We start from the raw sequence: 22096 nt of genomic DNA, 5'->3' as shown, positions 1-22096 counted from the left end.
TTAAACACATTCGATACCAACGGTTTATACACTCATTTAGACACTCTTAGCAAAATCATAAGGCGTGATATGTTGCTCTTTATTTGAGTGAAGATAATCAGCCCACCACTGCACCATCAAGCGACGCTCATCAAGATGTTCTGACGTATGAATGTAAGCCGCACGCACATTATTTCGTTCTGAGTGGCTCAACTGGCGTTCTATCGCGTCATCACTCCACAAACCTGACTCACCCAAAGCACCACGCGCCATTGTTCTGAAACCATGCCCACACACTTCCGTTTGAGTGTCATAGCCCATAGTCCTTAGCGCGTTATTAACCGTGTTTTCACTCATAACTTTGTTTGGATCGTGGTCACCGGGAAACAGCCTCGGATTATCCCCACTGAGCTGCTTCAACTCATCCAACAAAGTTAAAGCCTGAGTGCTTAACGGGACGATATGTTCCTCTTTCATCTTCATCCCACGATAGGAGTAACGCACACCTTTAATTTCTTCACGCTGCGCCGGTATCCGCCAGCAAGCGTTATCAAAATCAAACTCATCCCATCGAGCAAATCGCATCTCACTGGAGCGAACAAAGGTAAGTAGAGATAACTCGACTGCAATACGCGTCATTTTGCGGCCACGATAGGCAGCAAGACGGGCAAGGAACTCAGGGAATCGACTTGAATGTAAGGCGGGATAATGACGAGCTTTGGCTGAAGTTAATGCTCCAGCCATATCGCTGGCAGGATTAGAATCAATGTAATCGTTCTGAACGGCATAACGCATGATGGCCGTAACACGTTGTTGCAGCCGCTGCGCTACATCGTGTTTTCCACTAGCGTCCACAATTTTGATCGGCGCTAGAAGGTTACTGGTTTTGAGCTTACGAATATCAGCGGAGCCAATTTGAGGGAAGAGATAAAGTTCCAGATAGCGAAGCACACGCGAACTATGATATTCGCCCCACCGCTTATTACTTGCATGCCATTCGCGTGCAATGGTTTCAAAGGAATAGGCACCGGAGGTTTCAGCTTGGGCTTCTTTCTGCTCGGCTTTTGGATCTATTCCCTGAACGAGTAACTTTTTAGCTTCATCACGTTTTGCTCTTGCCTCGGCAAGAGTGACAGTCGGCCAGACACCGAACGCTAATCTGTCTTCTTTCTTATCCACTGGTCGCCGATACTTCATGCGCCAGTATTTAGATCCTTTGCTCGTAACCTCAAGATACAAACCGCCACCATCGGCCATTTTGTAGGATTTCTCTTTTGGTTTGGCTGTTTCGACTTGGCGGGCGTTGAGCTTCATTTTGGGGGCACATTTTCAATCGAAGTGAAGATGCCCCCAATTATGCCCCCACCAATGTCCGGATTGCAACGGATGTGCTCGGACGAATTGGGACCAAAAAAAAAGCCTTTCGGCTTTATTTTTAGTAACTTACGGACTGTTACGGACGTTCTCGAACATTCAAATGGTGCCGAAGGCCGGACTCGAACCGGCACGTCTTTCAACGGTTGATTTTGAATCAACTGCGTCTACCGATTTCGCCACTTCGGCACGAAGAGGTATGCGGAAAACGTTGGGGATTATACCTGTCACAGACTGCCTTGCAAGCCCCATTCTACCTTTTACGTTCTAAGTGCTGAAAAAACAAACGCATCCTCAGTTTATTACCCTTCTCTGCCGTTTCCCCGCCGTATCCGCTTCACAGATTCACTAAATCTATCCTTCCTCGGTTTACATCACCTTTCATTTGTTATGTGATCACGTTACAGGTTTCATTAACCCAGCTCTCTTCTGCATGACCAAACCGTAACCGGGAAACGTGAATGGATTTTTATCAGGCTGACCCCACGCTTGAGAATTATTGGCGCGGCGTGATCCTTTTTGGAAGAAACGTCGCATCTTACAAATTTGCTCTCGCACATGCTTTGTATGAAGTGGACAAATCAGGTAGTGATCTGGTCACACTTGAAGATCTGGCCGTTCCGTTTAGTCGGCATCTTTGCGAGCATCTTTTACATGCCCCAAAGCAAATCACGTCCCGGGGTAGTCAGTATCTGAAAGCCTGCGTGCAGTTTAACAATGGTGAGATATCGCAGGATAAATTGACAGAAACAACGGTGCGTCTCGGGTTCAACAATGTGATTGATGCCTTCCATAATGTTAACCAAGGCGAGATAGAGAAGCGCTTTTTCCTTGATGAACGAAAAACGCATAAGGGGATTCGGCTTACCGATAACTTTTACCAGTTGAGCGAACGGCATCAATATCAGAATCTGGCCTTTGAGACCAACGCGCGCTGGAATCTGGTCGAGCAGGCCTGGGCGATGGGCGTTTCCCGGAATCTTGTTGCGGTTGAGTTCGATGAACATAATAAGCTGCTGTTTAGCCGAGTTAATGAACGCCGAGTCGATATCACCAGTTGTCGGGATAGTCTGAATGGTTACCAGAAGGGCCGTTGTTTTTACTGTTTTAAACCCATCAGTCTGATACCCGGTGACGTCGAACTGGCTGACGTTGATCACTTTATTCCGTGGTCTGCGCGTGAAGAGGTAAACAATATCAATGGCGTGTGGAATTTGGTGCTGGCGTGTAAATGCTGTAACCGTGGCGTTGAGGGTAAATCCTCGCATCTGCCGAGCCGCAAACTGTTGCAGCGGCTTCATGTCCGCAACGAGTACTTTATTCAAAGCAAACTGCCACTACATGAAACTATTGTGAATCAGACTGGAAAACAGCCGGAACGGCGGATAGATTTTCTTGAAAGCCACTGGAATAAAGTCAAAAACAACAGGCTTTTCCATACCTGGGAACCGAAAGCCGAAGGTGAGGCAACATTCTGAATGACGCTTAATTATTACCAAAACAACGCGCAGACCTTTTTCGATGGCACGGTAAATGTTGATATGAGCGCGCTGTATGAAACTTTTACCTGTCATTTACCGCTCGGCGCGAAGGTATTAGATGCTGGATGCGGTTCCGGTCGTGACGCTAAAGCGTTCCATGAAATGGGTTATCAAGTTGAAGCGTTCGATGCTTCATCAGAAATGATGGCGTTAGCAATCCAGCACTCTGGTTTATCTGTTAAGCAGATGACATTCGCAGATGTGGATGCAAAAGAAAAATATGACGGCATCTGGTGCTGTGCTTCCCTTCTTCACGTTCCCGCGCAGGAATTACCAACGGTAATGCAGAACCTGACATACGCCCTCAAACCTTCTGGCATCTGGTACGTGTCATTTAAGTATGGCGACGGCGAGCGTGAAAAGGATGGGCGTAAATTTACGGATATGAACGAAGCAAGTTTCCAGGCGTTACTGGAAACCACGCCAGAAGTGGAAATTGAATCGCTGTGGACGACGCAAGACAAGCGTCCCGAGCGTGACGAGATATGGCTAAATGCACTTCTCAGAAAACGCTAGCCCAGCACTGGTTTTCCCCACACATCATGATAGTCTTTCAAAGATAATCCCCTTCGGAGATAGCACCCGTTTATGATACGCCTCGCTGTTATTGGAACTAACTGGATCACCCGTCAGTTCGTCGATGCTGCCCACGAAAGTGGCAAATATAAACTCACCGCGGTCTACTCCCGCTCGCTGGAACAGGCACAAAGTTTTGCCAGTGACTATCCGGTGGAACATCTATTTACCGATCTGAATGCGATGGCGAAGAGCGATGCCATTGATGCAGTGTACATCGCCAGCCCGAATTCTCTGCACTCCCCGCAAACGTTGTTGTTTCTCAGCCATAAAAAGCATGTGATTTGCGAGAAGCCGCTGGCGTCTAATTTGCGTGAAGTGGAAGCGGCGATTGCCTGCGCGCGTGAAAACCAGGTGGTGTTGTTCGAAGCGTTTAAAACCGCCAGCCTGCCAAACTTTATCGCGCTGCAACAAGCGCTGCCGAAAGTGGGCAAGATTCGCAAAGTGCTGCTCAACTATTGTCAGTACTCTTCGCGCTATCAGCGCTATCTCGATGGCGAGAACCCTAACACCTTTAATCCGGCGTTCTCCAACGGCTCGATTATGGATATCGGTTTTTATACGCTGGCCTCGGCGGTTGCGCTGTGGGGCGAACCGTATTCGGTTCAAGCAACCGCCAGCTTGCTGGAAAGTGGTGTCGATGCACACGGTTCGGTGCAGATGAATTACGGCGATTTTGACGTGAATCTACTGCACTCAAAAGTGAGCGACTCAACTATCCCAAGCGAGATTCAGGGCGAAGCCGGTTCTTTGGTGATAGAGAAAATCTCTGAATGCCAGCGCATCACCTTTATTCCACGCGGCGGCAAACCGCAGGATCTGACACTGCCACAGCATATTAATACTATGCTTTATGAAGCCGAAGTCTTTGCTCGTCTGGTCAATGACAACGAAGTGAATCATCCAGGTCTGGTTACATCACGTTCTACTGCGGCATTGAGTACCGAGATCCGCGCACAAACTGGCGTGAAATTCCCGGCGGATGATGTCTCTGTACAGTTACCGGCGTAAAGGTGTGTAAAAGCGGGGTAGCAGGATGTTGACGGATTGTAGCATTCGTAATATTTTGTTACCCGCAAAGGGGAGTAACTTCATTGTCGGTTAATCGTCATTACGGTGTGAAAGCACCCGGTTACCGAGCAACGTTTAAAACGTTGTAAGTGAGACCTTGCCGGAAGGCGAGATCCCTGTTGCAAGCATTAGCGGCTGGCGTCTTCCGACGTTGGCCGTTTTTGTTTTTATAGGAATAATTTTTATGAATAGTGTCGGCACTCCATTACTGTGGGGCGGTTTTGCCGTCGTAGTCGTCATCATGCTGGCTATCGACCTCCTTCTTCAGGGACGTAAAGGCTCGCACACCATGTCCATGAAGCAGGCGGCCGTCTGGTCCCTGGTCTGGGTTTCGCTTTCGCTGCTGTTTAACGCAGCATTCTGGTGGTATCTCACCGGGACATCTGGCCGTGAAGTGGCAGACACACAAGCTCTCGCCTTCCTCACCGGTTATCTGATTGAAAAAGCGCTGGCGGTGGATAACGTCTTCGTCTGGCTGATGCTGTTCAGCTACTTTGCTGTTCCTGCTGCATTGCAGCGCCGTGTGCTTGTTTACGGTGTATTGGGCGCGATTGTGCTGCGTACTATTATGATATTCGCGGGCAGCTGGCTGATTTCCCAGTTCGAATGGCTGCTGTATGTGTTCGGCGCGTTCTTGCTGTTCACCGGTATCAAAATGGCGCTGGCGAAAGAAGATGAAGGCGGCATTGGCGATAAACCGCTGGTGCGTTGGATTCGCAGCCACCTGCGTATGACGGATAAAATTGAAGGTGAGCACTTCTTTATTCGTAAGAACGGTATTTTGTTCGCAACGCCATTGCTGCTGGTGCTGATTCTGGTTGAACTAAGCGACGTGATTTTCGCGGTCGACAGTATTCCGGCAATCTTCGCGGTAACGACTGACCCGTTCATCGTGCTGACATCTAACCTGTTCGCAATCCTCGGCTTGCGTGCGATGTACTTCTTGCTGGCAGGCGTGGCTGAGCGCTTCTCCATGCTGAAATACGGCCTGTCGATTATCCTGGTGTTCATCGGCGTGAAGATGATGATTGTCGATTTCTATCACATTCCAATCGCGATTTCGCTTGGTGTGGTGGGCGGTATTCTGGCGTTAACATTAATCATCAACGCTATCGTGAATTACCGTAACGACCAGAAGAAACTCGCGAAGTAATATCTCGTCGGATGACACTCCGTTTATCCGACCTACGATAAAGCATCGTTGACCCCGCCTATGGCGGGGTTTTTCTTTTTATAGCATCTGCCGTGAGAAATGTTGCTAATGTCACGGATTTGTTAATTATTAGTTATAAAACCTGGCCTGCGTCGAAATAATCAGTGATTACTACTTACTACCCTGCGACATTTCCTTATACTCGACCAGGCAAACACATTTCTTTACATCCGGTCAGAAAAGTACCTCAGAGTACCGACACAGGATGGGACGACATACAACACAGGAAGGTTATTCATGGCTACGCAATCTCCGGGTATTCTTAAACGCCTGGCACAAGGCAGTCTGGTAAAACAGATTCTCGTCGGTCTGGTGCTGGGTATCGCACTGGCGGCAATTTCAAAACCTGCGGCTATTGCTGTTGGGTTGCTCGGAACACTGTTCGTCGGCGCACTGAAGGCCGTCGCCCCGGTGCTGGTTCTGATGCTGGTGATGGCGTCAATCGCCAACCATAAGCACGGCCAGAAAACCAGTATTCGCCCGATTCTGGTGCTCTATCTTCTGGGAACTTTCACCGCCGCGTTAACCGCTGTAGTGGTCAGTTTCCTGTTCCCCTCCACGCTACATCTGGTCACTGGCGCGACTGATATCACGCCACCATCAGGCATTGTGGAAGTGCTGCGCGGCCTGTTGTTGAGTATGGTTTCCAACCCGATTCACGCACTGCTGGAAGCGAACTACATCGGGATTCTGGTGTGGGCTGTGGGTCTGGGCTTTGCTCTGCGCCACGGGAATGAAAGCACTAAAAACCTGATTAACGACGTTTCCGATGCGGTGACCTTCATCGTTCGTGTGGTGATTCGCTTCGCCCCAATCGGCATCTTCGGCCTGGTAGCATCAACACTTGCAACGACGGGCTTCGAAACGCTTTGGAGCTATGCGCAACTGCTGCTGGTACTGGTTGGCTGTATGTTCGGCGTGGCGCTGGTTATCAACCCACTGCTGGTATTCATCAAAATTCGTCGCAACCCGTACCCACTGGTTTTCGCTTGCCTGCGTGAGAGTGGCGTAACTGCCTTCTTCACCCGCAGCTCTGCGGCCAATATTCCCGTGAACATGGCGCTGTGCGAGAAGCTGAATCTGGACCGTGACACTTACTCAGTATCTATCCCGTTAGGCGCTACCATCAACATGGCGGGTGCGGCAATCACTATTACCGTACTGACGCTGGCGGCAGTCAATACTCTGGGCGTGCCGGTGGACTTGCCAACTGCGCTGCTATTGAGCGTGGTGGCTTCATTGTGTGCTTGCGGGGCTTCTGGTGTGGCGGGTGGTTCTTTACTGCTTATTCCACTGGCATGCGGCATGTTCGGTATTCCGAATGAGATTGCCATGCAGGTGGTTGCTGTCGGCTTTATCATCGGTGTGTTGCAGGATTCTTGCGAAACCGCGCTGAATTCTTCTACCGACGTGCTGTTTACCGCAGCGGCTTGCCAGGCTGAGGATGCACGTCTGGCAGACAATAATCCGTTACGCGGTTAATGCTCAAAGCTCCCTGCCCTTGGTGGCGGGGAGTTATCCCTCTTGTTGCTGCACCTCTTTTTCGACCTTAAACGGGTCAATTCCCCGCCTTTGCATGCGCCAGAAGCGAATGATGTTCAGGCCGTTCATAACCAAAAAACTCCCTTCGATTAACGTCCCGCCAATCGACCCTAGCCAGAAGTTATGCGTTACCCAGCAAGCGGTAGAGCACCACATCACACAGCGCGTGGTCAGCCCTTTGCAGCGGAATAATGCCCAGGTACTGGCGACAGTTCCGGCAATCGGCAGTAATTCCATCGCGTGATTAAACTTCGCAAGACCCAAGCCCAATGTCAGCGCGATAAAAATCCCCATCACCCACAGACTGCGAGTGCGCAGGGAAATTACGGTTCGGATCGCGTTAAGCTCCGCACTCATGCCCGCGGGACTTGCACCCATCAGGAAGAAATGAATACCGATGATGGCGCTGTAAGCCGCCAGTTGTAACTTGAAGCGCCGTTCATCGCGGTTAATGAACGTGGTAATGCCAACCACAAAGGCGAGAACGCCGACGCCCTGGGCAACCCAATACGCGGTCATGACAAATCCTTGTGAGTTAAAATGAGGCGAAAAAAAAACGGCATTTCGAATATCAAAATGCCGTTTCATGGTAGCACCTGCGACGCTACTTACAACGTGACACCACTTTTAAAGATGGCCAACTCGCGGAAATCATTACGCTCGTTGCAGGTTTTCTTGCCGTTAGCGATATCAACAATGGTGTCGATAAACTCTGTCAGCAGTGTATTCATGTCGCTGCCGTGCAGCAGTTTGCCTGCGTCAAAATCGATCCAGTGTGGCTTTTTGGTGGCCAGTTCACTGTTGGTTGCGATTTTAACTGTCGGTACAAAACCGCCGTATGGTGTGCCACGACCGGTGCTGAACAGCACCATATGGCAACCTGCTCCAGCCAATGCACTGGTGGCAACCGCATCGTTACCCGGCGCACTTAACAGGTTCAGGCCAGGCGTTTTCAGACGCTCGCCATAACGCAGGACATCGACAACCTCGCTCTCACCGGCTTTTTGCGTACAGCCGAGGGATTTTTCTTCGAGCGTGGTGATACCGCCAGCTTTATTCCCTGGTGATGGGTTTTCGTAGATCGGCTGGTTGTGTTCGATGAAGTATTGTTTGAAGTCGTTCACCATGGTGACGGTTTTTTCAAACGTCCCTTCGTCGCGGCAGTGGCTCATCAGAATACGTTCAGCACCAAACATTTCCGGGACTTCTGTCAGCACTGTTGTGCCGCCATTAGCCACCATATAATCGGAGAAACGCCCCAGCATTGGGTTAGCCGTAATACCGGATAAACCGTCAGAACCACCGCACTCAAGGCCGAATTTCAGTTCGCTAATTTTACCTGGTTCACGTTTGTCATGACGCATCACTTCGTACAGCTCTTGCAGTTGCTCAAGCCCGGCTTCAACTTCGTCGTCTTGCTGTTGGCAAACCATGAAGTGAACACGAGATGCATCATATTCACCCAACGTTTCGCGGAAGGCGCTCACCTGGTTGTTTTCGCAACCCAGGCCAATCACCAGCACCGCACCCGCATTTGGGTGGTGCACCATGTTTTGCAGCATGGTGCGAGTGTTGACGTGGTCTTCACCCAACTGTGAACAACCGAACGGATGGCTGAACAGGAACACACCGTCGATATCATCGGCATCGTTGTTCTGTTTCAGGAAACGATTCTGGATCTGACGTGCGATGCCGTTTACACAGCCCACGGTTGGCAGAATCCACAGCTCGTTACGTACGCCTACTGAGCCGTTTTCACGACGGTAAACGCTCACATCGCGGTCTGCAGCCTGGCTTGCCAGAGACTGGAAATCAGGTTGATAGCTATACTCATCCAAATCGTTCAGATTAGTACGCGCATTGTGTGAGTGAATGTGCTCACCGGCTTCAATCGTCGCCAAAGCATGGCCAATAGGTAAACCGTATTTAACGACGTTCTCACCTTGCGCAATGGTAACCAGCGCAAATTTATGGCCACGAAGCACCGGCTGGCGCAGAGTAACCTCTACACCTTCAACGGTAACCACTTCACCTTCAGCCAGGTCCACTAACGCAACAGCGACGTTATCTTGCGTATGGATCTTAATATATTGCATATCAACCTCAGAGCCTGATTAGTTCAGTTCAATGCCAAAGTAGTCTCGGGCGTTGTTAAAGCAGATGTTTTCCACCATTTGGCCCAACAGCTTGATATCAGCTGGAGCTTCGCCCGCTTCAACCCAACGGCCAATCATCTGGCACAGGATGCGACGGAAGTATTCGTGGCGGGTGTATGACAGGAAGCTACGGCTGTCAGTCAGCATGCCAACGAAACGGCTCAGAAGACCCAGTTGCGCCAGCTGCGTCATTTGACGCTCCATGCCATCTTTCTGGTCGTTGAACCACCAACCGGAACCAAACTGCATTTTTCCTGGCATACCTTCGCCCTGGAAGTTGCCAATCATGGTACCCAGCACTTCGTTATCGCGTGGGTTCAGGCAATACAGAATAGTTTTTGGCAGTTCGTTGTTTTCGTTTTGCTTGCTGAGCAGGCGAGAAAGTTCTTCCGCCATTGGACGGTCGTTGATGGAGTCAAAGCCCACATCTGGTCCCAGCAGTTTGAACTGACGCAGGTTGTTGTTACGCAGCGCACCGATGTGGTACTGCTGAACCCAACCGCGACGGGTGTATTCCGCAGCCAGCCAAACCAGAACCGCAGTTTTGAACTGTGCAACTTCGTGCTCACTCGGAGTTTCGCCGGAGAGACGACGCGCCAGGATGCCATCCAGAGTCGCCTCGTCTGCTTCTGCAAACAGAACAACGTCCAGTGCGTGGTCAGACACTTTACAACCATGTTCTGCGAAGTGATCCAGACGCTTGCTCAGTGCAGTTTGCAGATCGCTGAAACGGCGAATGTCGGTATCAGACACTTCAGCCAGCTTGCCCATGTACTCAGCAAAGGTAGCTTGTTCAATGTTGAACGCTTTATCCGGGCGCCAGCTTGGCAGCACTTTGGTTTCGAACGCATCGAGTGCGATTTGGCGATGGAAACGCAGATCGTCAATTGGGTCATCAGTCGTACCGACCATTTTCACGTTCATCTGCTTCATGATGCCGCGCGCAGAGAAGTTGTCCTGAGTCAGTAACTCGTTACATTCGCTCCAGATTTCATCAGCAGTTGTTGGAGATAACAGTTTGCCAGTGATGCCGAATGGACGACGCAGTTCGAGGTGAGTCCAGTGATACAGCGGGTTACCGATAGTGTGCGGAACAGTTGCAGCCCAGGCATCAAATTTCTCACGGTCAGATGCATCACCAGTACACAGACGCTCTTCCACACCGTTTGCACGCATGCCACGCCACTTGTAGTGATCACCTTTTAACCAGATGTCATACAGGTTTTTGAAACGGTAATCTTCAGCTACTTGCTGTGGTGGTAAGTGGCAGTGATAGTCGAAAATAGGCTGATCGGCTGCAAACTCATGATACAAACGGCGTGCAAATTCGGTATCCAGGAGAAAATCTTCAGTCATAAACTGGGCCATTGTAGGGTTCCTCTGTTCATAGCAGTTCGATGCTTGCGCATAATGCAAATAAAGTTATCACACCAATTTCTGGAGACCGAGTGGATTTTTGTGGTATCCGTCACAAAAACCACACTTTTATTGTTAATATTGTGTTTAAAACCAAGCCGCATCCCGCGCCAGTTCTGGCCTGAAAGCCCCTACCCCCTAAGAGGGAGCCGATCGACACTTTTGTGATATCACTCAACTTTTGAAGCTGTATGACAAGTTATCTTTCTGCCGTCGCAATACAGTCGTAATGGAATTACTTCAGACGCTGATATCAATAACAGCGCATCGCGGTACGGAAACCGGAATTGCCACAGGCAGTTTTTTTTAAATATGGCAAGGTACGGGTCGTACCGGGTGATACCCCCGGATATGAACCCCTTTATAGATCAAACGCTCTGGCAGCAGTGCCGGACGTACGACCGCATGATATGCGGTTGTTTATAAGACGGGATGACATTCGAAATGCGAAAGATTCAAGGCTTGCGCTGGTACATGATAGCCCTGGTAACCATGGGTACAATTCTGGGTTACCTGACACGTAACACTATTGCTGCAGCTGCGCCAACATTGATGGAAGAGCTGCATATTTCCACTCAGCAATATTCCTACATCATCGCGGCTTACTCAGCTTGCTACACCATCATGCAGCCTGTTGCAGGTTACGTGCTTGATGTACTGGGTACGAAAGTGGGCTACGCATTCTTCGCTGTCGCATGGGCAATTTTCTGTGGTGCTACGGCACTGGCAGGAAGCTGGGGTGGTCTGGCAATCGCTCGTGGTGCCGTTGGTGCAGCTGAAGCGGCTATGATTCCAGCTGGTCTGAAAGCCAGTAGTGAATGGTTCCCGGCTAAAGAGCGTTCAATCGCCGTTGGTTACTTCAACGTGGGCTCTTCTATCGGCGGCATGATTGCTCCACCATTAGTGGTATGGGCTATTGTGATGCACAGCTGGCAGATGGCTTTCATCATCTCCGGTGTGCTGAGCTTTGCATGGGCAATGGCATGGTTGGTTTTCTACAAACACCCACGCGATCAGAAACGTCTTTCTGAACAAGAACGCGAATACATCATCGGTGGGCAGGAAGCGCATCACCAGACTAACAACAGCAAAAAAATGAGCGCCTGGAAAATCCTGCAGAACCGTCAATTCTGGGGTATTGCTCTGCCGCGTTTCCTTGCTGAGCCAGCCTGGGGTACTTTCAACGCCTGGATCCCATTGTTCATGTTTAAAGTCTACGGCTTTGACCTGAAACACATTGCGATGTTTGCCTGGCTGCCAATGCTGTTTGCTGACCTGGGTTGTATCGTTGGCGGCTACCTGCCACCAATATTCCAACGCGTATTCGGTGTTAACCTGATTGTTTCTCGTAAACTGGTTGTGACCATGGGTGCGATTCTGATGATTGCTCCAGGTACAATCGGCCTGTTCACTAGCCCATATGTTGCAATCGCTCTGCTGTGTGTTGGCGGCTTTGCTCACCAGTCACTGTCTGGCGCACTGATCACACTGTCTTCTGACGTGTTCGGTCGTAACGAAGTGGCCACGGCAAACGGCCTGACCGGTATGGCAGCCTGGACTGCGAGCACCATGTTTGCTCTGGTTGTAGGCGCACTGGCTGATACCCTTGGCTTTAGCCCACTGTTTGCTGCATTGGCAGTGTTCGATATCCTCGGCGCTATCGTTATCTGGACTGTGCTACAGAACAAACCAATCAGTGAGTTGAACGACTCGCAAAAACCGAAGCAAGCAATAGCATAACGGTGTCTCAAATTTGTTTACAAAGCCGCCCACGGGCGGCTTTTGTGTATCTAGAATGTGGAGCCGAACTTTGAAAAGTGGTATAACAAATAAGGTTACCCGCAGGACCTTTCCCGGAGCTACAGATGGAAGTTATGGAACCACGTCGTCTTTATCAGCAATTGGCAGCTGAACTTAAACAACGCATCGAAAACGGTGTTTATCTGGTTGGGGAAAAACTCCCGGCAGAGCGCTTTATTGCTGAAGAAAAGAACGTGAGCCGCACTGTGGTTCGTGAAGCGATTATTATGCTGGAAGTGGAAGGTTACGTTGAAGTACGTAAAGGCTCTGGCATCCACGTCATCGCCAATCAGGCGAAGTACACCAACCTTCCTGACGAACAGTTTGAGTTCGCAAGCTTTGGGCCATTTGAGCTGCTACAGGCTCGCCAGTTGATTGAAAGCAATATCGCAGAATTTGCCGCCACCCAGGTCACGAAGCAAGATATTGTCAAACTGATGGAAATTCAGGAAATGGCGCGTAATGAGGAAAGTTTCCGTGATTCAGAGTGGGACCTTCATTTTCACACTCAAGTCGCACTGGCCTCGCAAAATAGCGCCCTTGCCGCAATCGTGGAAAAAATGTGGAGCCAGCGTATCCACAACCCATACTGGAAAAAACTTCACGAGCACATTGATAAACGCACCGTGGATAACTGGTGTGAAGACCACGACCAAATTCTTAAAGCACTGATTCGTAAAGATCCTCATGCCGCCAAACTGGCGATGTGGCAACATCTGGAAAATACCAAACAGATGCTATTTGATGCGACCAGCGATGATTTCGAATTTAATGCCGATCGCTACTTATTTGCAGATAATCCGGTTATTCATCTCGATACTGCCGCAAACGGTCAAAAATAGTCATTTTCCCGCGCGAGGGTAAGCAAACCAACCAATAGTGTCAGCGTTTGTAAATACCCTCGCCAGCCCCCCGACGAGTCATCAAAATCAATCCTCAACAAAGCACAAATACTGTGACGCATTAGACAGAGCTTTGTTACAATTAGATGCAATTTCACTGTTGGTATTAGCTTTGCTAAGTAGCTACCCGGTCGCATTCACATGGAGTTGTGGCGCGAATGGCTTACGAGCAGTGGATTGTAGGCGGCAACTACAACAAGGCATATACCCAGAATAATCCGAGTTGCAGGAAGGCGGCGACGCAGTGAATTCACCGAAGCTTACTTAAGTAAGTGACTGAGGTGAGCGAGGCCCAGAAATGGGTCGAGTATTGCCAACGCACATGCGACTTGAGTATGTAAGGGTATAACAAAGCCGCACTCTACTTATCTGACATTGATCAGCGGCCTTAACCGATGTGCCAGGAACACTGAATGGAACTTCTCTCGCAACTGTTGAACGCTCTCTGGAGCCAGGATTTTGAAACGCTCGCCAATCCGGGAATGATTGGCATGCTTTATTTCGTCTTGTTCATGATTTTATTCCTTGAAAACGGCCTCCTGCCTGCAGCCTTCCTACCCGGTGATAGTTTATTAGTTTTGGTAGGCGTGCTGATTGCCAAAGGGGCGATGGGTTTTCCGGAAACCGTACTTTTACTGACAACCGCCGCAAGCCTCGGCTGCTGGCTTAGTTATATTCAAGGGCGTTGGCTTGGAAACACGAGAATCGTGCAGAACTGGCTATCGCATCTTCCCGCACATTATCACCAGCGTGCGCACAACTTGTTCCATAAACATGGCTTGTCTGCATTGCTGATTGGTCGCTTCATTGCATTTGTTCGTACCCTGTTACCAACTATTGCTGGTTTATCTGGTCTGAACAATGCGCGTTTCCAGTTCTTCAACTGGATGAGCGGCCTGTTATGGGTACTAATCCTCACCACGCTAGGATATCTGCTCGGTAAAACGCCAGTATTCCTGAAATATGAAGATGCATTGATGTCCTGCCTGATGCTGCTACCAGTCGTGTTACTGGTTATTGGTCTGATCGGTTCGTTGATTGTGCTTTGGCGTAAAAAATACGGTAACCGCAGTTAAGAGGGATAACGATGAAAACACATTTTTTTCGTGGCCTAAGGGCCACGATGTTGATTGGCGCAATTGCCGCGGCCTCGATACTGATATGGTCGGGAATGCAGCGCACTGAGTCCACACTTGAGATTCGCTCCAGCCAACAGGGCATCAGCATGCCTGACGGGTTTTATGTCTGGCACCACCTTGATGCCAACGGTATTCGCTTTAAAAGCATTACGCCTGACAACAATTCGTTATTGATAAAATTTGATTCGAGTGCGCAAAGCGAGGCTGCTAAAGCCGTGTTGTATAAAACGCTGCCACATGGCTACGTTATCGCTCAGCAAGATGAAGATGACAGCGCCAGCACATGGCTTACACGTGTGCTCAACGAAAATATCCGCATCGGTTAACCCTTTCCTGCAATCCTAATTTGCTAACGAGGATTGGGGTTTTACTCAATTTCTGACTATGCTTGTTTTTACTTAAATCGCTACAAATCATCATATTCGTATAATTTTTGGATTTTGTGTGGCCTTAACCTCGCGGCTGAATGCACATTCACAATGGAAGGTTGTAAACATGAATTACCGTACCGTACTGGCTCTTGCCTTGTTATCTCTGACTTCTGTGGCACATGCGAGCTCGCTGTGCAGTGAAAAAGAACAGGATATTCAACGTGAAATTGGCTATGCGGAGAAGCACCAGAACAAAAGCCGTGTCGACGGGCTCAACAAAGCGTTGAAAGAAGTTCGCGCTAATTGTACTGACAGCAGTTTACGCGCGGCTCATCAGAAGAAAATCAACGAACAAAAAGCTGAAATCACCGAACGGAAAGCAGACTTGAAGGAAGCTCGCGAAAAAGGCGATGCTGATAAAATTTCAAAACGGGAACAGAAACTGGCTGAAGCTGAGCACGAGCTGAAAACTTTGCAGGCTCGTGATTACTAAGTTTTAAGGATCAACCTCAAACACCTGGAGAGAACCATGTCAAAAGATACTACATCAGAACATTTGCGCGCTGAGTTGAAATCCCTGGCAGATACCCTTGAAGAGGTGCTGAGTGCATCGACGGATAAATCAAAATCTGAACTTGAAAAGCTGCGTGGCAAAGCTGAAAAAGCACTGAAAGAAAGCCGTGTACGCCTGGGTGATACCGGTGATGTTATTGCTAAACAAACCCGTGAAGCCGCCGCGAAAGCTGACGATTATGTGCGTGAAAACCCATGGACTGGTGTTGGCATTGGGGCGGCGATTGGCGTCGTACTCGGTGTCCTGCTGACGCGTCGTTAATTATGCCTGAATCCCATCAACCTCAAGGTCCAGGTAAAGGCGTGCTCGGCATTGGCCAGCGCCTTGTCACTATCATCGTTGGGATGGTGGAAACGCGTGTGCGGCTTGCCGTCGTTGAACTGGAAGAGGAGAAAGCACATCTCATCCAGTTACTCCTGATGCTTGGGTTAACCATGCTGTTTGCTGCATTTGGCTTAATGAGTCTTGTGGTGCTGGTTTTCTGGGCCGTCGAGCCGCAATACCGCCTGAACGCTATGATCGCGACAACAGTCGTTCTGTTGGGTCTGGCTTTCATCGGTGGTATCTGGACTCTGCATAAATCGCGTCAGTCCACTTTGCTTCGCCATACCCGTCGCGAGCTCGAAAATGACCGCTCGTTGCTGGAAGATGACAAACTATGAGCAAACGTGAGCTAGATAAACGCAAAGCATTTTTACTCAGCCAGATTCAGCAGCAACGGCTGGATTTAAGTGCAAGTAAGCGCGACTGGCTTGAAGTGACAGCGACTTATGACAGAAGCTGGAACACATTGATTAGCTTACGCCGGTATGCATTAGTCGCCAGCAGTGTTATGGCTATCTGGACAGTCCGCCACCCTGGCTTCCTGATGCGTTGGGCAAGGCGCGGGCTAGGCGCCTGGAGTACATGGCGCCTGATTCGCAATACAATACAGCCGCAATCGCATTAGTCTCCAACGCCGCCTTATTCAGGCGGCGTTTTTATTAGTCAGTAATATTGAAAAACATCGACAGTTTTCCTTGCTAACAATCCCTTAACGTCCCGTCTATTATCCTTTCCATCAACCGCAATCACCGGTAACTCCGGGAATTGCAAAGACAAACATCCCTGGGCTGATAGCACCCACAAGAGATTCGCTGGAGAGTAAAATGAAAAAATTAGATGATGCAGGTGTTCTGTTAGCTCGTATCCTGATGCCGATTCTGTTCATCGTTGCAGGTTGGGGCAAAATTAACGGTTATGCCGGCACTCAACAATATATGGAAGCGATGGGTGTTCCTGGATTTTTACTGCCACTGACCATTCTGCTTGAGTTTGGCGGCGGCCTGGCAATTCTGTTCGGTTTCTTTACTCGTACCACAGCGATTATCACTGCCGTGTTCACAATTCTGACAGCGTTCTTGTTCCACGGTGATTTCAGCCAGGGCATGAACTCAACAATGTTTATGAAGAACTTCACCATCGCCGGTGGTTACCTGTTACTAGCTATCTTCGGACCAGGTGCCTACAGCATCGACCGTATTCTGAAGAAAAACTGGTAAGGCTTCTATACTGATTAGAAGTAAAAGCGAAGGTTAATACCTTCGCTTTTTTGTTTTTAAGGCTCACGAGGAGAATAAAATGGGACAATTAATTGATGGCGTCTGGCACGATGTCTGGTACGACACCAAATCCACAGGCGGCAGTTTCAAACGCTCAGAGTCAGCTTTTCGCAACTGGCTGACAGCGGATGGTGAACCCGGCCCAACTGGTAAAGGTGGTTTTGCTGCCGAAAAAGACCGCTATCATCTTTATGTCTCCCTCGCCTGCCCCTGGGCGCACCGCACGTTAATCATGCGCGCGTTAAAAGGCCTCGAGTCTCTTATCTCTGTTTCTGTGGTTAACCCGCTCATGTTGCAGGATGGCTGGACGTTTGATGATGATTTCCCAAACGCTACCGGTGATGGCTTATACCAGCATGAATATCTCTATCAGCTCTATTTACAAGCTGATTCAGATTACACCGGGCGCGTTACCGTACCTGTTTTATGGGATAAGAAAACACAGACTATCGTCAGTAACGAATCTGCTGAAATCATCCGTATGCTGAATACTGCGTTTGACGCACAAGGTGCTCGCGCGGGGGATTATTACCCGACTGCATTACGTAGCCAGATTGATGATCTAAATAGCTGGATTTACGACGGCATTAATAACGGCGTATATAAAGCCGGTTTTGCCACGTCTCAAGAAGCTTACGATGAAGCCGTTACCATAGTATTCGAGTCACTGGCACGGGTTGAGCAGATCCTCGGGCAACATCGATATTTAACTGGCGACCAACTTACGGAAGCGGATATTCGTTTGTGGACCACACTGGTGCGTTTCGACCCGGTATATGTCACCCATTTCAAATGCGACAAACATCGCATTAGTGATTACCTGAATGTGTACGGATTCTTACGTGATATCTACCAAATGCCGGGTATCGCTGAAACTGTCGACTTCGCGCATATCCGCCACCACTATTACCGCAGCCATAAAACCATTAACCCTACCGGGATTATTTCCATTGGCCCCGCTCAGGATTTGAATGAGCCTCACGGGCGCGACGAACGGTTTAACAAGGGTTGATAAAATTCATATGAACTATGATTTACGTAAAATCCATTCATGGCTATTCTTGAAATAGATCGCTTACAGATCAAGTGATTGATAAAAAATCAAGGCGGGCTACAAATGGATTGGTATTTCAAAGTTTTAAAAAATTATCTTGGCTTTAGTGGACGTGCACGCCGCAAAGAGTTCTGGATGTTTATCCTGGTCAATCTTGTGCTCACCGTGGTTTTAAGCATCCTGGACAAGATGTTAGGGCTACGAATTGCAGGGGATGAAGGCGCATTGACCACCATTTACGGCGTACTGATTTTTCTTCCTTATTGGGCCGTACAGTTCCGACGCCTACACGATACCGACCGTTCAGCCTGGTGGCTGTTACTGTTGTTAATTCCGTTAGTGGGCTGGTTGATTATTCTGGCGTTTAATTGCCAGAACGGCACGCCAGGCGAAAACGAGTATGGTGCGGACCCAAAGCGCCTGGATGCACGATTCATTAGTGAATAATAATTTAAGCATCGTGGCGGGTAGTGCTTTCCCGCCCAACAAACTCACTTAAAAAGGGTGGAGCAGCGCAAAAGCTGCCCACCCTTTTTATTTCAATAATTTTGGAATTTCACGCAAGCACCAGGCTTTTGCTTCGCCCATGCTATCGCGTCGCCACGCCATGATAATGTCAATTTCATTGGTGTATTCAGGACTCACCACACGTAGTCGTCCTTCAGCAATATCCTGCTCGACCATCGGATAAGGCATTGTTGCCACACCCAAACCGGCCAGCAATGCCTGACGTTTATCTTCCATGCTACTTACTGTAAGACGCGGCTGTTTATCCAGTAGCTGCACTGTCAGCACAGGACGTTCCCGTGCGGTATCAGCAACCGCGATACCGCGATACTTCACGCGCGTCACTTCTGAAAGCGGCTCCGGTTCATTGTGAATCGGGTGATCAGGTGCCGCGACATAAACGCTCATCACCTTATACAGCTTGCGTGAGTTAATCTCAGATGAAGAACGGAAGTGCATATCCGGAGCAATCACAATATCCGCCCGGCCTTGCTCTAAACGCTCCCATGAACCCGCCAGTACTTCAGTAATAATCGACAACTGGGTGTCAGCTTTACCGGCCAGTTTTTCCACCAGCGGATACAGCTTCGCTGTCGGCACCAGAGCCTCTGTAACAATGGTGAGATGCGTTTCCCAACCACGCGCCAGTGCTTCGGCATCAGTGGTAAGTTTTTCAGCCGCTTCGAGCAAAACTCGCCCGCGCTCCAGTAACATCCTCCCGACATTGGTAAATTTGGTGCGATGGCCTGAACGGTCAAACAGCACGACATCCAGTTCTTCTTCCAACTTCTGCATGGTATAGCTCAGCGCCGACGGTACACGCCCCAATTCATCAGCAGCAGCGGCAAAACTCCCACGCCTGTCAATTGCGTCCATGACCCGCAAAGCCTCTAGCGTCAATGCTCTCTCTTTAGCCATCTCGTTCTCATTCAGGAAATTTGAACATACCAAGCAGATTAACTGGCTAACAATGCAGCGTCCAGAGCTTTACCATGGGTACAGTGTAAAAAGAGGTCAAGAAATTATGATTACGCCAAGAACTGCCAAACAATGCGGGAAAGCGGACTATGGATGGCTCCAGGCCCGCTATACGTTTTCCTTCGGTCACTATTTCGACCCGAAATTGTTGGGCTATGCTTCGTTGCGCGTACTCAACCAGGAAGTGTTAGCACCAGGTGCGTCATTCCAGCCACGTACCTATCCGAAGGTTGATATTCTCAATTTGATTCTCGAAGGCGAAGCGGAATACCGCGATAGCGAGGGCAACCACGTTCAGGCTAAAGCGGGTGAAGCACTGCTCATTTCCACCCAGCCAGGACTCAGTTACAGCGAGCATAACCTGAGTAAAGAGCACTCTCTTACGCGGATGCAACTATGGCTTGATGCTTGTCCGGAGCGCGAAAATCCGCTGGTGCAGAAAATCACGCTTACTGATGGGTCCCAACAATTACTGGCCTCGCCGGATGGCAGTAAAGAGAGCCTACAACTGCGCCAACAAGTATGGATTCACCAGATTGAACTGGAGAAAGGCCAGCAATTAAGCTTCCAGCTACACGGCCCGCGTGCTTATTTACAGTCAATTCATGGTACGGTTCACGCTGTAACATCTGCCGAAGAAAAAGAAGGCCTTACCTGTGGTGACGGCGCTTTTATCCGTGATGAAGCTAACATTACGCTGGTTGCAGATACCCCATTGCGTGCATTGCTGATAGATTTACCGGTCTGACCAGTATCAGGAATAGACCAACAGGAGTTATCCGTGAGCAAAAAACCATCGACGAAGAAAGCGACCAAAAAAGCAGTGTCAGCGGTTGTAGTTGAGGCAACAACCGCTGATGTCGGGCTGAGTTACGACGAGATGCTCAACGAACTGGAAGCGATTGTTGTCGAAGCAGATGTACGACTGGCGGAAGAAGAAGCCAGCCTCTGAATTACGCGACCTTACTTGCCATAATCGCAATAATCTGACGATCGGTGTGCTGCATCGCCTGACTTGCCAGCGCACAAAGATTACGGATCGACTGCTCTACATCATGAGCTACGATCCCCTCATTTCCGCTGACCGACGTATTATCAAGTGCCATCAGCACCGCTTTCCATGCCGAAGCGGCGCTGGTAGACACTTTCATCGCGCAACTGTTTGAAGCCCCATCACAAATCATACCGCTAACATCACCGATCATATTGCTGATAGCCATTGAAATGCTTTTGTAGCTGCCGTCGATTAACCAGGTGATCCCTGCCGCCGCCCCCATTGCTGCGGTGGTTGCCGCGCATAACGCAGAGAGAGCCGGCAACTGATGGTGAATATAAATCGCCGTCAGATGCGACAGTATCAGCGCTCGCGCCAGTTTCTCACTGTCACAGGCAAGATGTTCAGCCACCACAACCACCGGCATTGTCGCGGCAATACCTTGATTGCCGGAACCTGAGTTGCTCATTGCCGGAAGACACGCGCCTCCCATACGTGCATCAGAAGCGGCGGCCGTACGGATCATAATGTCGCTCAACAGATCATTTGCCATCAGGCCACGATCAAGCTGCCGCTGTAACGTCGAACCGATATGCAAACCGTACTGCACCCGCAAACCTTCACGGGAAAGCTCGTTATTCAACAAGGCCGCATCAAGAATAAAACCAATTTCATCAAAGGGAACGCCCTGTGCAAACTCAACAATCTGCTCAAGGCTGACATTTTCCATCGAGCAAGTTTGCACCTTTCCTTCCACCTGACAATCTTCAGCGGCATCAAATAGCACATCGCCGTCTTTCTCGATTCTGATGACTCGGGTATGTTCACCCGCGATGACCACCGTTGCCGACTCTTTGGCGGTAAATACCGTCACGCAGGTATATAAAATCTCATCGCACGGTTGTTGAATGCTGACCTTCACATCGCCACGTGCCAGCAGCAGTTTTGCGGCAGCAATCGCTTCAACCGGCGCGCCTTTGAGCACTTCCAGTCCCGCAAGTGGGTCGCCCCCGAGCGCTCCCACCGCAGCGGCGATAGGCAGACCGACCATCCCGGTTCCCGGAACAGTAACGCCCATACCATTTTTCATTAGATTCGGTGAAACGCGAGCCTCGATGCTTGTAACTGGCCCCGCCAGATGCGAGGCGGCCAATGCACTTGCCAGCGCTAGCGAAATGGGTTCTGTGCAGCCCACTGCGGGCTTCACATTTTGTTTCACAGCCAGGATGAGTTCAGCCCATGCCGGGTTAATTGCAGAATTTGCCATTTTTTAACCTTAACGCTTATATTCAGAAAACACATGCCTGC

24 protein-coding genes and 1 tRNA gene are annotated in these 22096 nt (G+C 49.6%); 18 read left to right on the top strand and 7 right to left on the bottom strand.

Annotation, left to right across the window (positions count from 1 at the left end; all coding sequences use genetic code 11):
* Positions 1 to 36: 36 nt before the first annotated feature.
* Together IX31_RS19930 and IX31_RS19925 are read right to left on the bottom strand one after the other, a co-directional pair.
* Positions 37 to 1293 carry a tyrosine-type recombinase/integrase gene (locus tag IX31_RS19930; RefSeq protein WP_034461345.1) on the bottom strand — a complete coding sequence of 419 codons (1257 nt, stop codon included), beginning with the start codon at positions 1291 to 1293 and terminating at the stop codon, positions 37 to 39.
* A 164-nt stretch (positions 1294 to 1457) separates the two neighbouring features.
* Positions 1458 to 1542: transfer RNA gene (locus IX31_RS19925), tRNA-Leu, on the bottom strand.
* A gap of 272 nt (positions 1543 to 1814) precedes the next feature.
* On the opposite strand from IX31_RS19925, the gene IX31_RS19920 reads away from it, so the two are divergent.
* The 5 genes from IX31_RS19920 (at position 1815) to sstT (ending at position 7236) form a co-directional block, all read left to right on the top strand.
* The gene (locus IX31_RS19920) at positions 1815 to 2831 is read left to right on the top strand and encodes an HNH endonuclease (protein ID WP_034461344.1); all 1017 of its coding nucleotides are present in this window, start codon (positions 1815 to 1817) and stop codon (positions 2829 to 2831) included.
* Complete coding sequence (locus tag IX31_RS19915) at positions 2832 to 3410, top strand: class I SAM-dependent methyltransferase (protein ID WP_034461343.1); 579 nt, start codon at positions 2832 to 2834, stop codon at positions 3408 to 3410.
* 72 nt (positions 3411 to 3482) lie between these two features.
* Complete coding sequence (locus tag IX31_RS19910; protein WP_034461342.1) at positions 3483 to 4481, top strand: Gfo/Idh/MocA family protein; 999 nt, start codon at positions 3483 to 3485, stop codon at positions 4479 to 4481.
* A 244-nt stretch (positions 4482 to 4725) separates the two neighbouring features.
* Positions 4726 to 5694: a TerC family protein gene (locus IX31_RS19905; protein ID WP_034461341.1), complete on the top strand. Its 969-nt coding sequence runs from the start codon at positions 4726 to 4728 to the stop codon at positions 5692 to 5694.
* A 297-nt stretch (positions 5695 to 5991) separates the two neighbouring features.
* The gene (sstT, locus tag IX31_RS19900) at positions 5992 to 7236 is read left to right on the top strand and encodes a serine/threonine transporter SstT (protein ID WP_034461340.1); all 1245 of its coding nucleotides are present in this window, start codon (positions 5992 to 5994) and stop codon (positions 7234 to 7236) included.
* A gap of 33 nt (positions 7237 to 7269) precedes the next feature.
* Here sstT and IX31_RS19895 read toward each other — a convergent pair whose 3' ends face one another.
* From IX31_RS19895 to uxaC, 3 genes are all read right to left on the bottom strand, one after another.
* A complete protein-coding gene (locus IX31_RS19895; protein WP_034461339.1) occupies positions 7270 to 7815 on the bottom strand; it encodes a YgjV family protein in 546 nt (181 codons plus the stop codon).
* Between the two features lie 89 nt (positions 7816 to 7904).
* Positions 7905 to 9392, bottom strand: a complete 1488-nt coding sequence (locus IX31_RS19890; RefSeq protein WP_034461338.1) for a UxaA family hydrolase — start codon at positions 9390 to 9392, stop codon at positions 7905 to 7907.
* 18 nt (positions 9393 to 9410) lie between these two features.
* On the bottom strand, positions 9411 to 10820 hold the full coding sequence (uxaC, locus tag IX31_RS19885) for a glucuronate isomerase (protein WP_034461336.1): 1410 nt from the start codon (positions 10818 to 10820) through the stop codon (positions 9411 to 9413).
* A 492-nt stretch (positions 10821 to 11312) separates the two neighbouring features.
* On the opposite strand from uxaC, the gene IX31_RS19880 reads away from it, so the two are divergent.
* From IX31_RS19880 to IX31_RS19830, 11 genes are all read left to right on the top strand, one after another.
* Positions 11313 to 12608, top strand: a complete 1296-nt coding sequence (locus tag IX31_RS19880) for an MFS transporter (protein ID WP_034461373.1) — start codon at positions 11313 to 11315, stop codon at positions 12606 to 12608.
* A 125-nt stretch (positions 12609 to 12733) separates the two neighbouring features.
* The gene (gene exuR / locus IX31_RS19875; RefSeq protein ID WP_034461334.1) at positions 12734 to 13510 is read left to right on the top strand and encodes a transcriptional regulator ExuR; all 777 of its coding nucleotides are present in this window, start codon (positions 12734 to 12736) and stop codon (positions 13508 to 13510) included.
* Positions 13511 to 13983: 473 nt separating this feature from the next.
* Positions 13984 to 14646 (top strand): DedA family general envelope maintenance protein YqjA, encoded by a 663-nt coding sequence (gene yqjA / locus IX31_RS19870; RefSeq protein ID WP_034461333.1) that lies wholly within the window; start codon positions 13984 to 13986, stop codon positions 14644 to 14646.
* An 11-nt stretch (positions 14647 to 14657) separates the two neighbouring features.
* Positions 14658 to 15035: an EnvZ/OmpR regulon moderator MzrA gene (mzrA, locus tag IX31_RS19865; protein ID WP_034461332.1), complete on the top strand. Its 378-nt coding sequence runs from the start codon at positions 14658 to 14660 to the stop codon at positions 15033 to 15035.
* A gap of 169 nt (positions 15036 to 15204) precedes the next feature.
* Positions 15205 to 15573, top strand: a complete 369-nt coding sequence (locus IX31_RS19860) for a DUF1090 domain-containing protein (RefSeq protein ID WP_034461330.1) — start codon at positions 15205 to 15207, stop codon at positions 15571 to 15573.
* 36 nt (positions 15574 to 15609) lie between these two features.
* Entirely contained in the window at positions 15610 to 15915 is a 306-nt protein-coding gene (locus IX31_RS19855) for an ElaB/YgaM/YqjD family protein (RefSeq protein ID WP_034461328.1), read from the top strand.
* Positions 15916 to 15917: 2 nt separating this feature from the next.
* Positions 15918 to 16316, top strand: coding sequence for a phage holin family protein (locus IX31_RS19850; protein ID WP_034461327.1), 399 nt, complete (start codon positions 15918 to 15920; stop codon positions 16314 to 16316).
* Positions 16313 to 16603, top strand: coding sequence for a YqjK-like family protein (locus tag IX31_RS19845; protein WP_034461326.1), 291 nt, complete (start codon positions 16313 to 16315; stop codon positions 16601 to 16603). Before IX31_RS19850 ends, IX31_RS19845 begins: the two co-directional genes overlap by 4 nt.
* Positions 16604 to 16802: 199 nt before the next feature.
* Positions 16803 to 17195 carry a DoxX family protein gene (locus IX31_RS19840; protein ID WP_034461325.1) on the top strand — a complete coding sequence of 131 codons (393 nt, stop codon included), beginning with the start codon at positions 16803 to 16805 and terminating at the stop codon, positions 17193 to 17195.
* A 79-nt stretch (positions 17196 to 17274) separates the two neighbouring features.
* Positions 17275 to 18267, top strand: a complete 993-nt coding sequence (locus IX31_RS19835; protein ID WP_034461324.1) for a glutathione S-transferase family protein — start codon at positions 17275 to 17277, stop codon at positions 18265 to 18267.
* Between the two features lie 105 nt (positions 18268 to 18372).
* Complete coding sequence (locus IX31_RS19830) at positions 18373 to 18756, top strand: DUF805 domain-containing protein (protein WP_034461322.1); 384 nt, start codon at positions 18373 to 18375, stop codon at positions 18754 to 18756.
* Positions 18757 to 18843: 87 nt separating this feature from the next.
* Here IX31_RS19830 and IX31_RS19825 read toward each other — a convergent pair whose 3' ends face one another.
* Positions 18844 to 19734: a LysR family transcriptional regulator gene (locus IX31_RS19825; RefSeq protein ID WP_034461321.1), complete on the bottom strand. Its 891-nt coding sequence runs from the start codon at positions 19732 to 19734 to the stop codon at positions 18844 to 18846.
* 106 nt (positions 19735 to 19840) lie between these two features.
* On the opposite strand from IX31_RS19825, the gene IX31_RS19820 reads away from it, so the two are divergent.
* A complete protein-coding gene (locus IX31_RS19820; protein ID WP_034461372.1) occupies positions 19841 to 20542 on the top strand; it encodes a pirin family protein in 702 nt (233 codons plus the stop codon).
* Positions 20543 to 20575: 33 nt separating this feature from the next.
* Positions 20576 to 20746, top strand: a complete 171-nt coding sequence (locus IX31_RS23520) for a hypothetical protein (protein WP_198528584.1) — start codon at positions 20576 to 20578, stop codon at positions 20744 to 20746.
* A 1-nt stretch (position 20747) separates the two neighbouring features.
* Here the strand turns inward: IX31_RS23520 and IX31_RS19815 are convergent, their stop codons facing one another.
* Positions 20748 to 22055 (bottom strand): L-cysteine desulfidase family protein, encoded by a 1308-nt coding sequence (locus IX31_RS19815; protein ID WP_034461320.1) that lies wholly within the window; start codon positions 22053 to 22055, stop codon positions 20748 to 20750.
* Between the last annotated feature and the right edge of the window lie 41 nt (positions 22056 to 22096).

The sequence above is a fragment of the Buttiauxella noackiae genome (genome assembly GCF_000737905.1).
Taxonomy (GTDB): Bacteria; Pseudomonadota; Gammaproteobacteria; order Enterobacterales; family Enterobacteriaceae; genus Buttiauxella; species Buttiauxella noackiae.
Note: the sequence above shows the minus strand (reverse complement) of the source record. Positions and strands in the feature narration are given on the sequence as shown.

Bases quoted from the DNA above. Each gene is read 5' to 3' on its own strand.
- IX31_RS19930 (WP_034461345.1), bottom strand. From the start codon at position 1,293: ATGAAGCTCAACGCCCGCCAAGTCGAAACAGCCAAACCAAAAGAGAAA.
- IX31_RS19905 (WP_034461341.1), top strand. From the start codon at position 4,726: ATGAATAGTGTCGGCACTCCATTACTGTGGGGCGGTTTTGCCGTCGTA.
- IX31_RS19915 (WP_034461343.1), top strand. From the start codon at position 2,832: ATGACGCTTAATTATTACCAAAACAACGCGCAGACCTTTTTCGATGGC.
- IX31_RS19860 (WP_034461330.1), top strand. From the start codon at position 15,205: ATGAATTACCGTACCGTACTGGCTCTTGCCTTGTTATCTCTGACTTCT.
- IX31_RS19910 (WP_034461342.1), top strand. From the start codon at position 3,483: ATGATACGCCTCGCTGTTATTGGAACTAACTGGATCACCCGTCAGTTC.
- sstT (WP_034461340.1), top strand. From the start codon at position 5,992: ATGGCTACGCAATCTCCGGGTATTCTTAAACGCCTGGCACAAGGCAGT.
- IX31_RS19830 (WP_034461322.1), top strand. From the start codon at position 18,373: ATGGATTGGTATTTCAAAGTTTTAAAAAATTATCTTGGCTTTAGTGGA.
- IX31_RS19855 (WP_034461328.1), top strand. From the start codon at position 15,610: ATGTCAAAAGATACTACATCAGAACATTTGCGCGCTGAGTTGAAATCC.
- IX31_RS19895 (WP_034461339.1), bottom strand. From the start codon at position 7,815: ATGACCGCGTATTGGGTTGCCCAGGGCGTCGGCGTTCTCGCCTTTGTG.
- exuR (WP_034461334.1), top strand. From the start codon at position 12,734: ATGGAAGTTATGGAACCACGTCGTCTTTATCAGCAATTGGCAGCTGAA.
- IX31_RS19820 (WP_034461372.1), top strand. From the start codon at position 19,841: ATGATTACGCCAAGAACTGCCAAACAATGCGGGAAAGCGGACTATGGA.
- IX31_RS19835 (WP_034461324.1), top strand. From the start codon at position 17,275: ATGGGACAATTAATTGATGGCGTCTGGCACGATGTCTGGTACGACACC.
- IX31_RS19850 (WP_034461327.1), top strand. From the start codon at position 15,918: ATGCCTGAATCCCATCAACCTCAAGGTCCAGGTAAAGGCGTGCTCGGC.
- mzrA (WP_034461332.1), top strand. From the start codon at position 14,658: ATGAAAACACATTTTTTTCGTGGCCTAAGGGCCACGATGTTGATTGGC.
- IX31_RS19825 (WP_034461321.1), bottom strand. From the start codon at position 19,734: ATGGCTAAAGAGAGAGCATTGACGCTAGAGGCTTTGCGGGTCATGGAC.
- uxaC (WP_034461336.1), bottom strand. From the start codon at position 10,820: ATGGCCCAGTTTATGACTGAAGATTTTCTCCTGGATACCGAATTTGCA.
- IX31_RS19845 (WP_034461326.1), top strand. From the start codon at position 16,313: ATGAGCAAACGTGAGCTAGATAAACGCAAAGCATTTTTACTCAGCCAG.
- IX31_RS19890 (WP_034461338.1), bottom strand. From the start codon at position 9,392: ATGCAATATATTAAGATCCATACGCAAGATAACGTCGCTGTTGCGTTA.
- IX31_RS19815 (WP_034461320.1), bottom strand. From the start codon at position 22,055: ATGGCAAATTCTGCAATTAACCCGGCATGGGCTGAACTCATCCTGGCT.
- IX31_RS19920 (WP_034461344.1), top strand. From the start codon at position 1,815: ATGGATTTTTATCAGGCTGACCCCACGCTTGAGAATTATTGGCGCGGC.
- IX31_RS19840 (WP_034461325.1), top strand. From the start codon at position 16,803: ATGAAAAAATTAGATGATGCAGGTGTTCTGTTAGCTCGTATCCTGATG.
- yqjA (WP_034461333.1), top strand. From the start codon at position 13,984: ATGGAACTTCTCTCGCAACTGTTGAACGCTCTCTGGAGCCAGGATTTT.
- IX31_RS19880 (WP_034461373.1), top strand. From the start codon at position 11,313: ATGCGAAAGATTCAAGGCTTGCGCTGGTACATGATAGCCCTGGTAACC.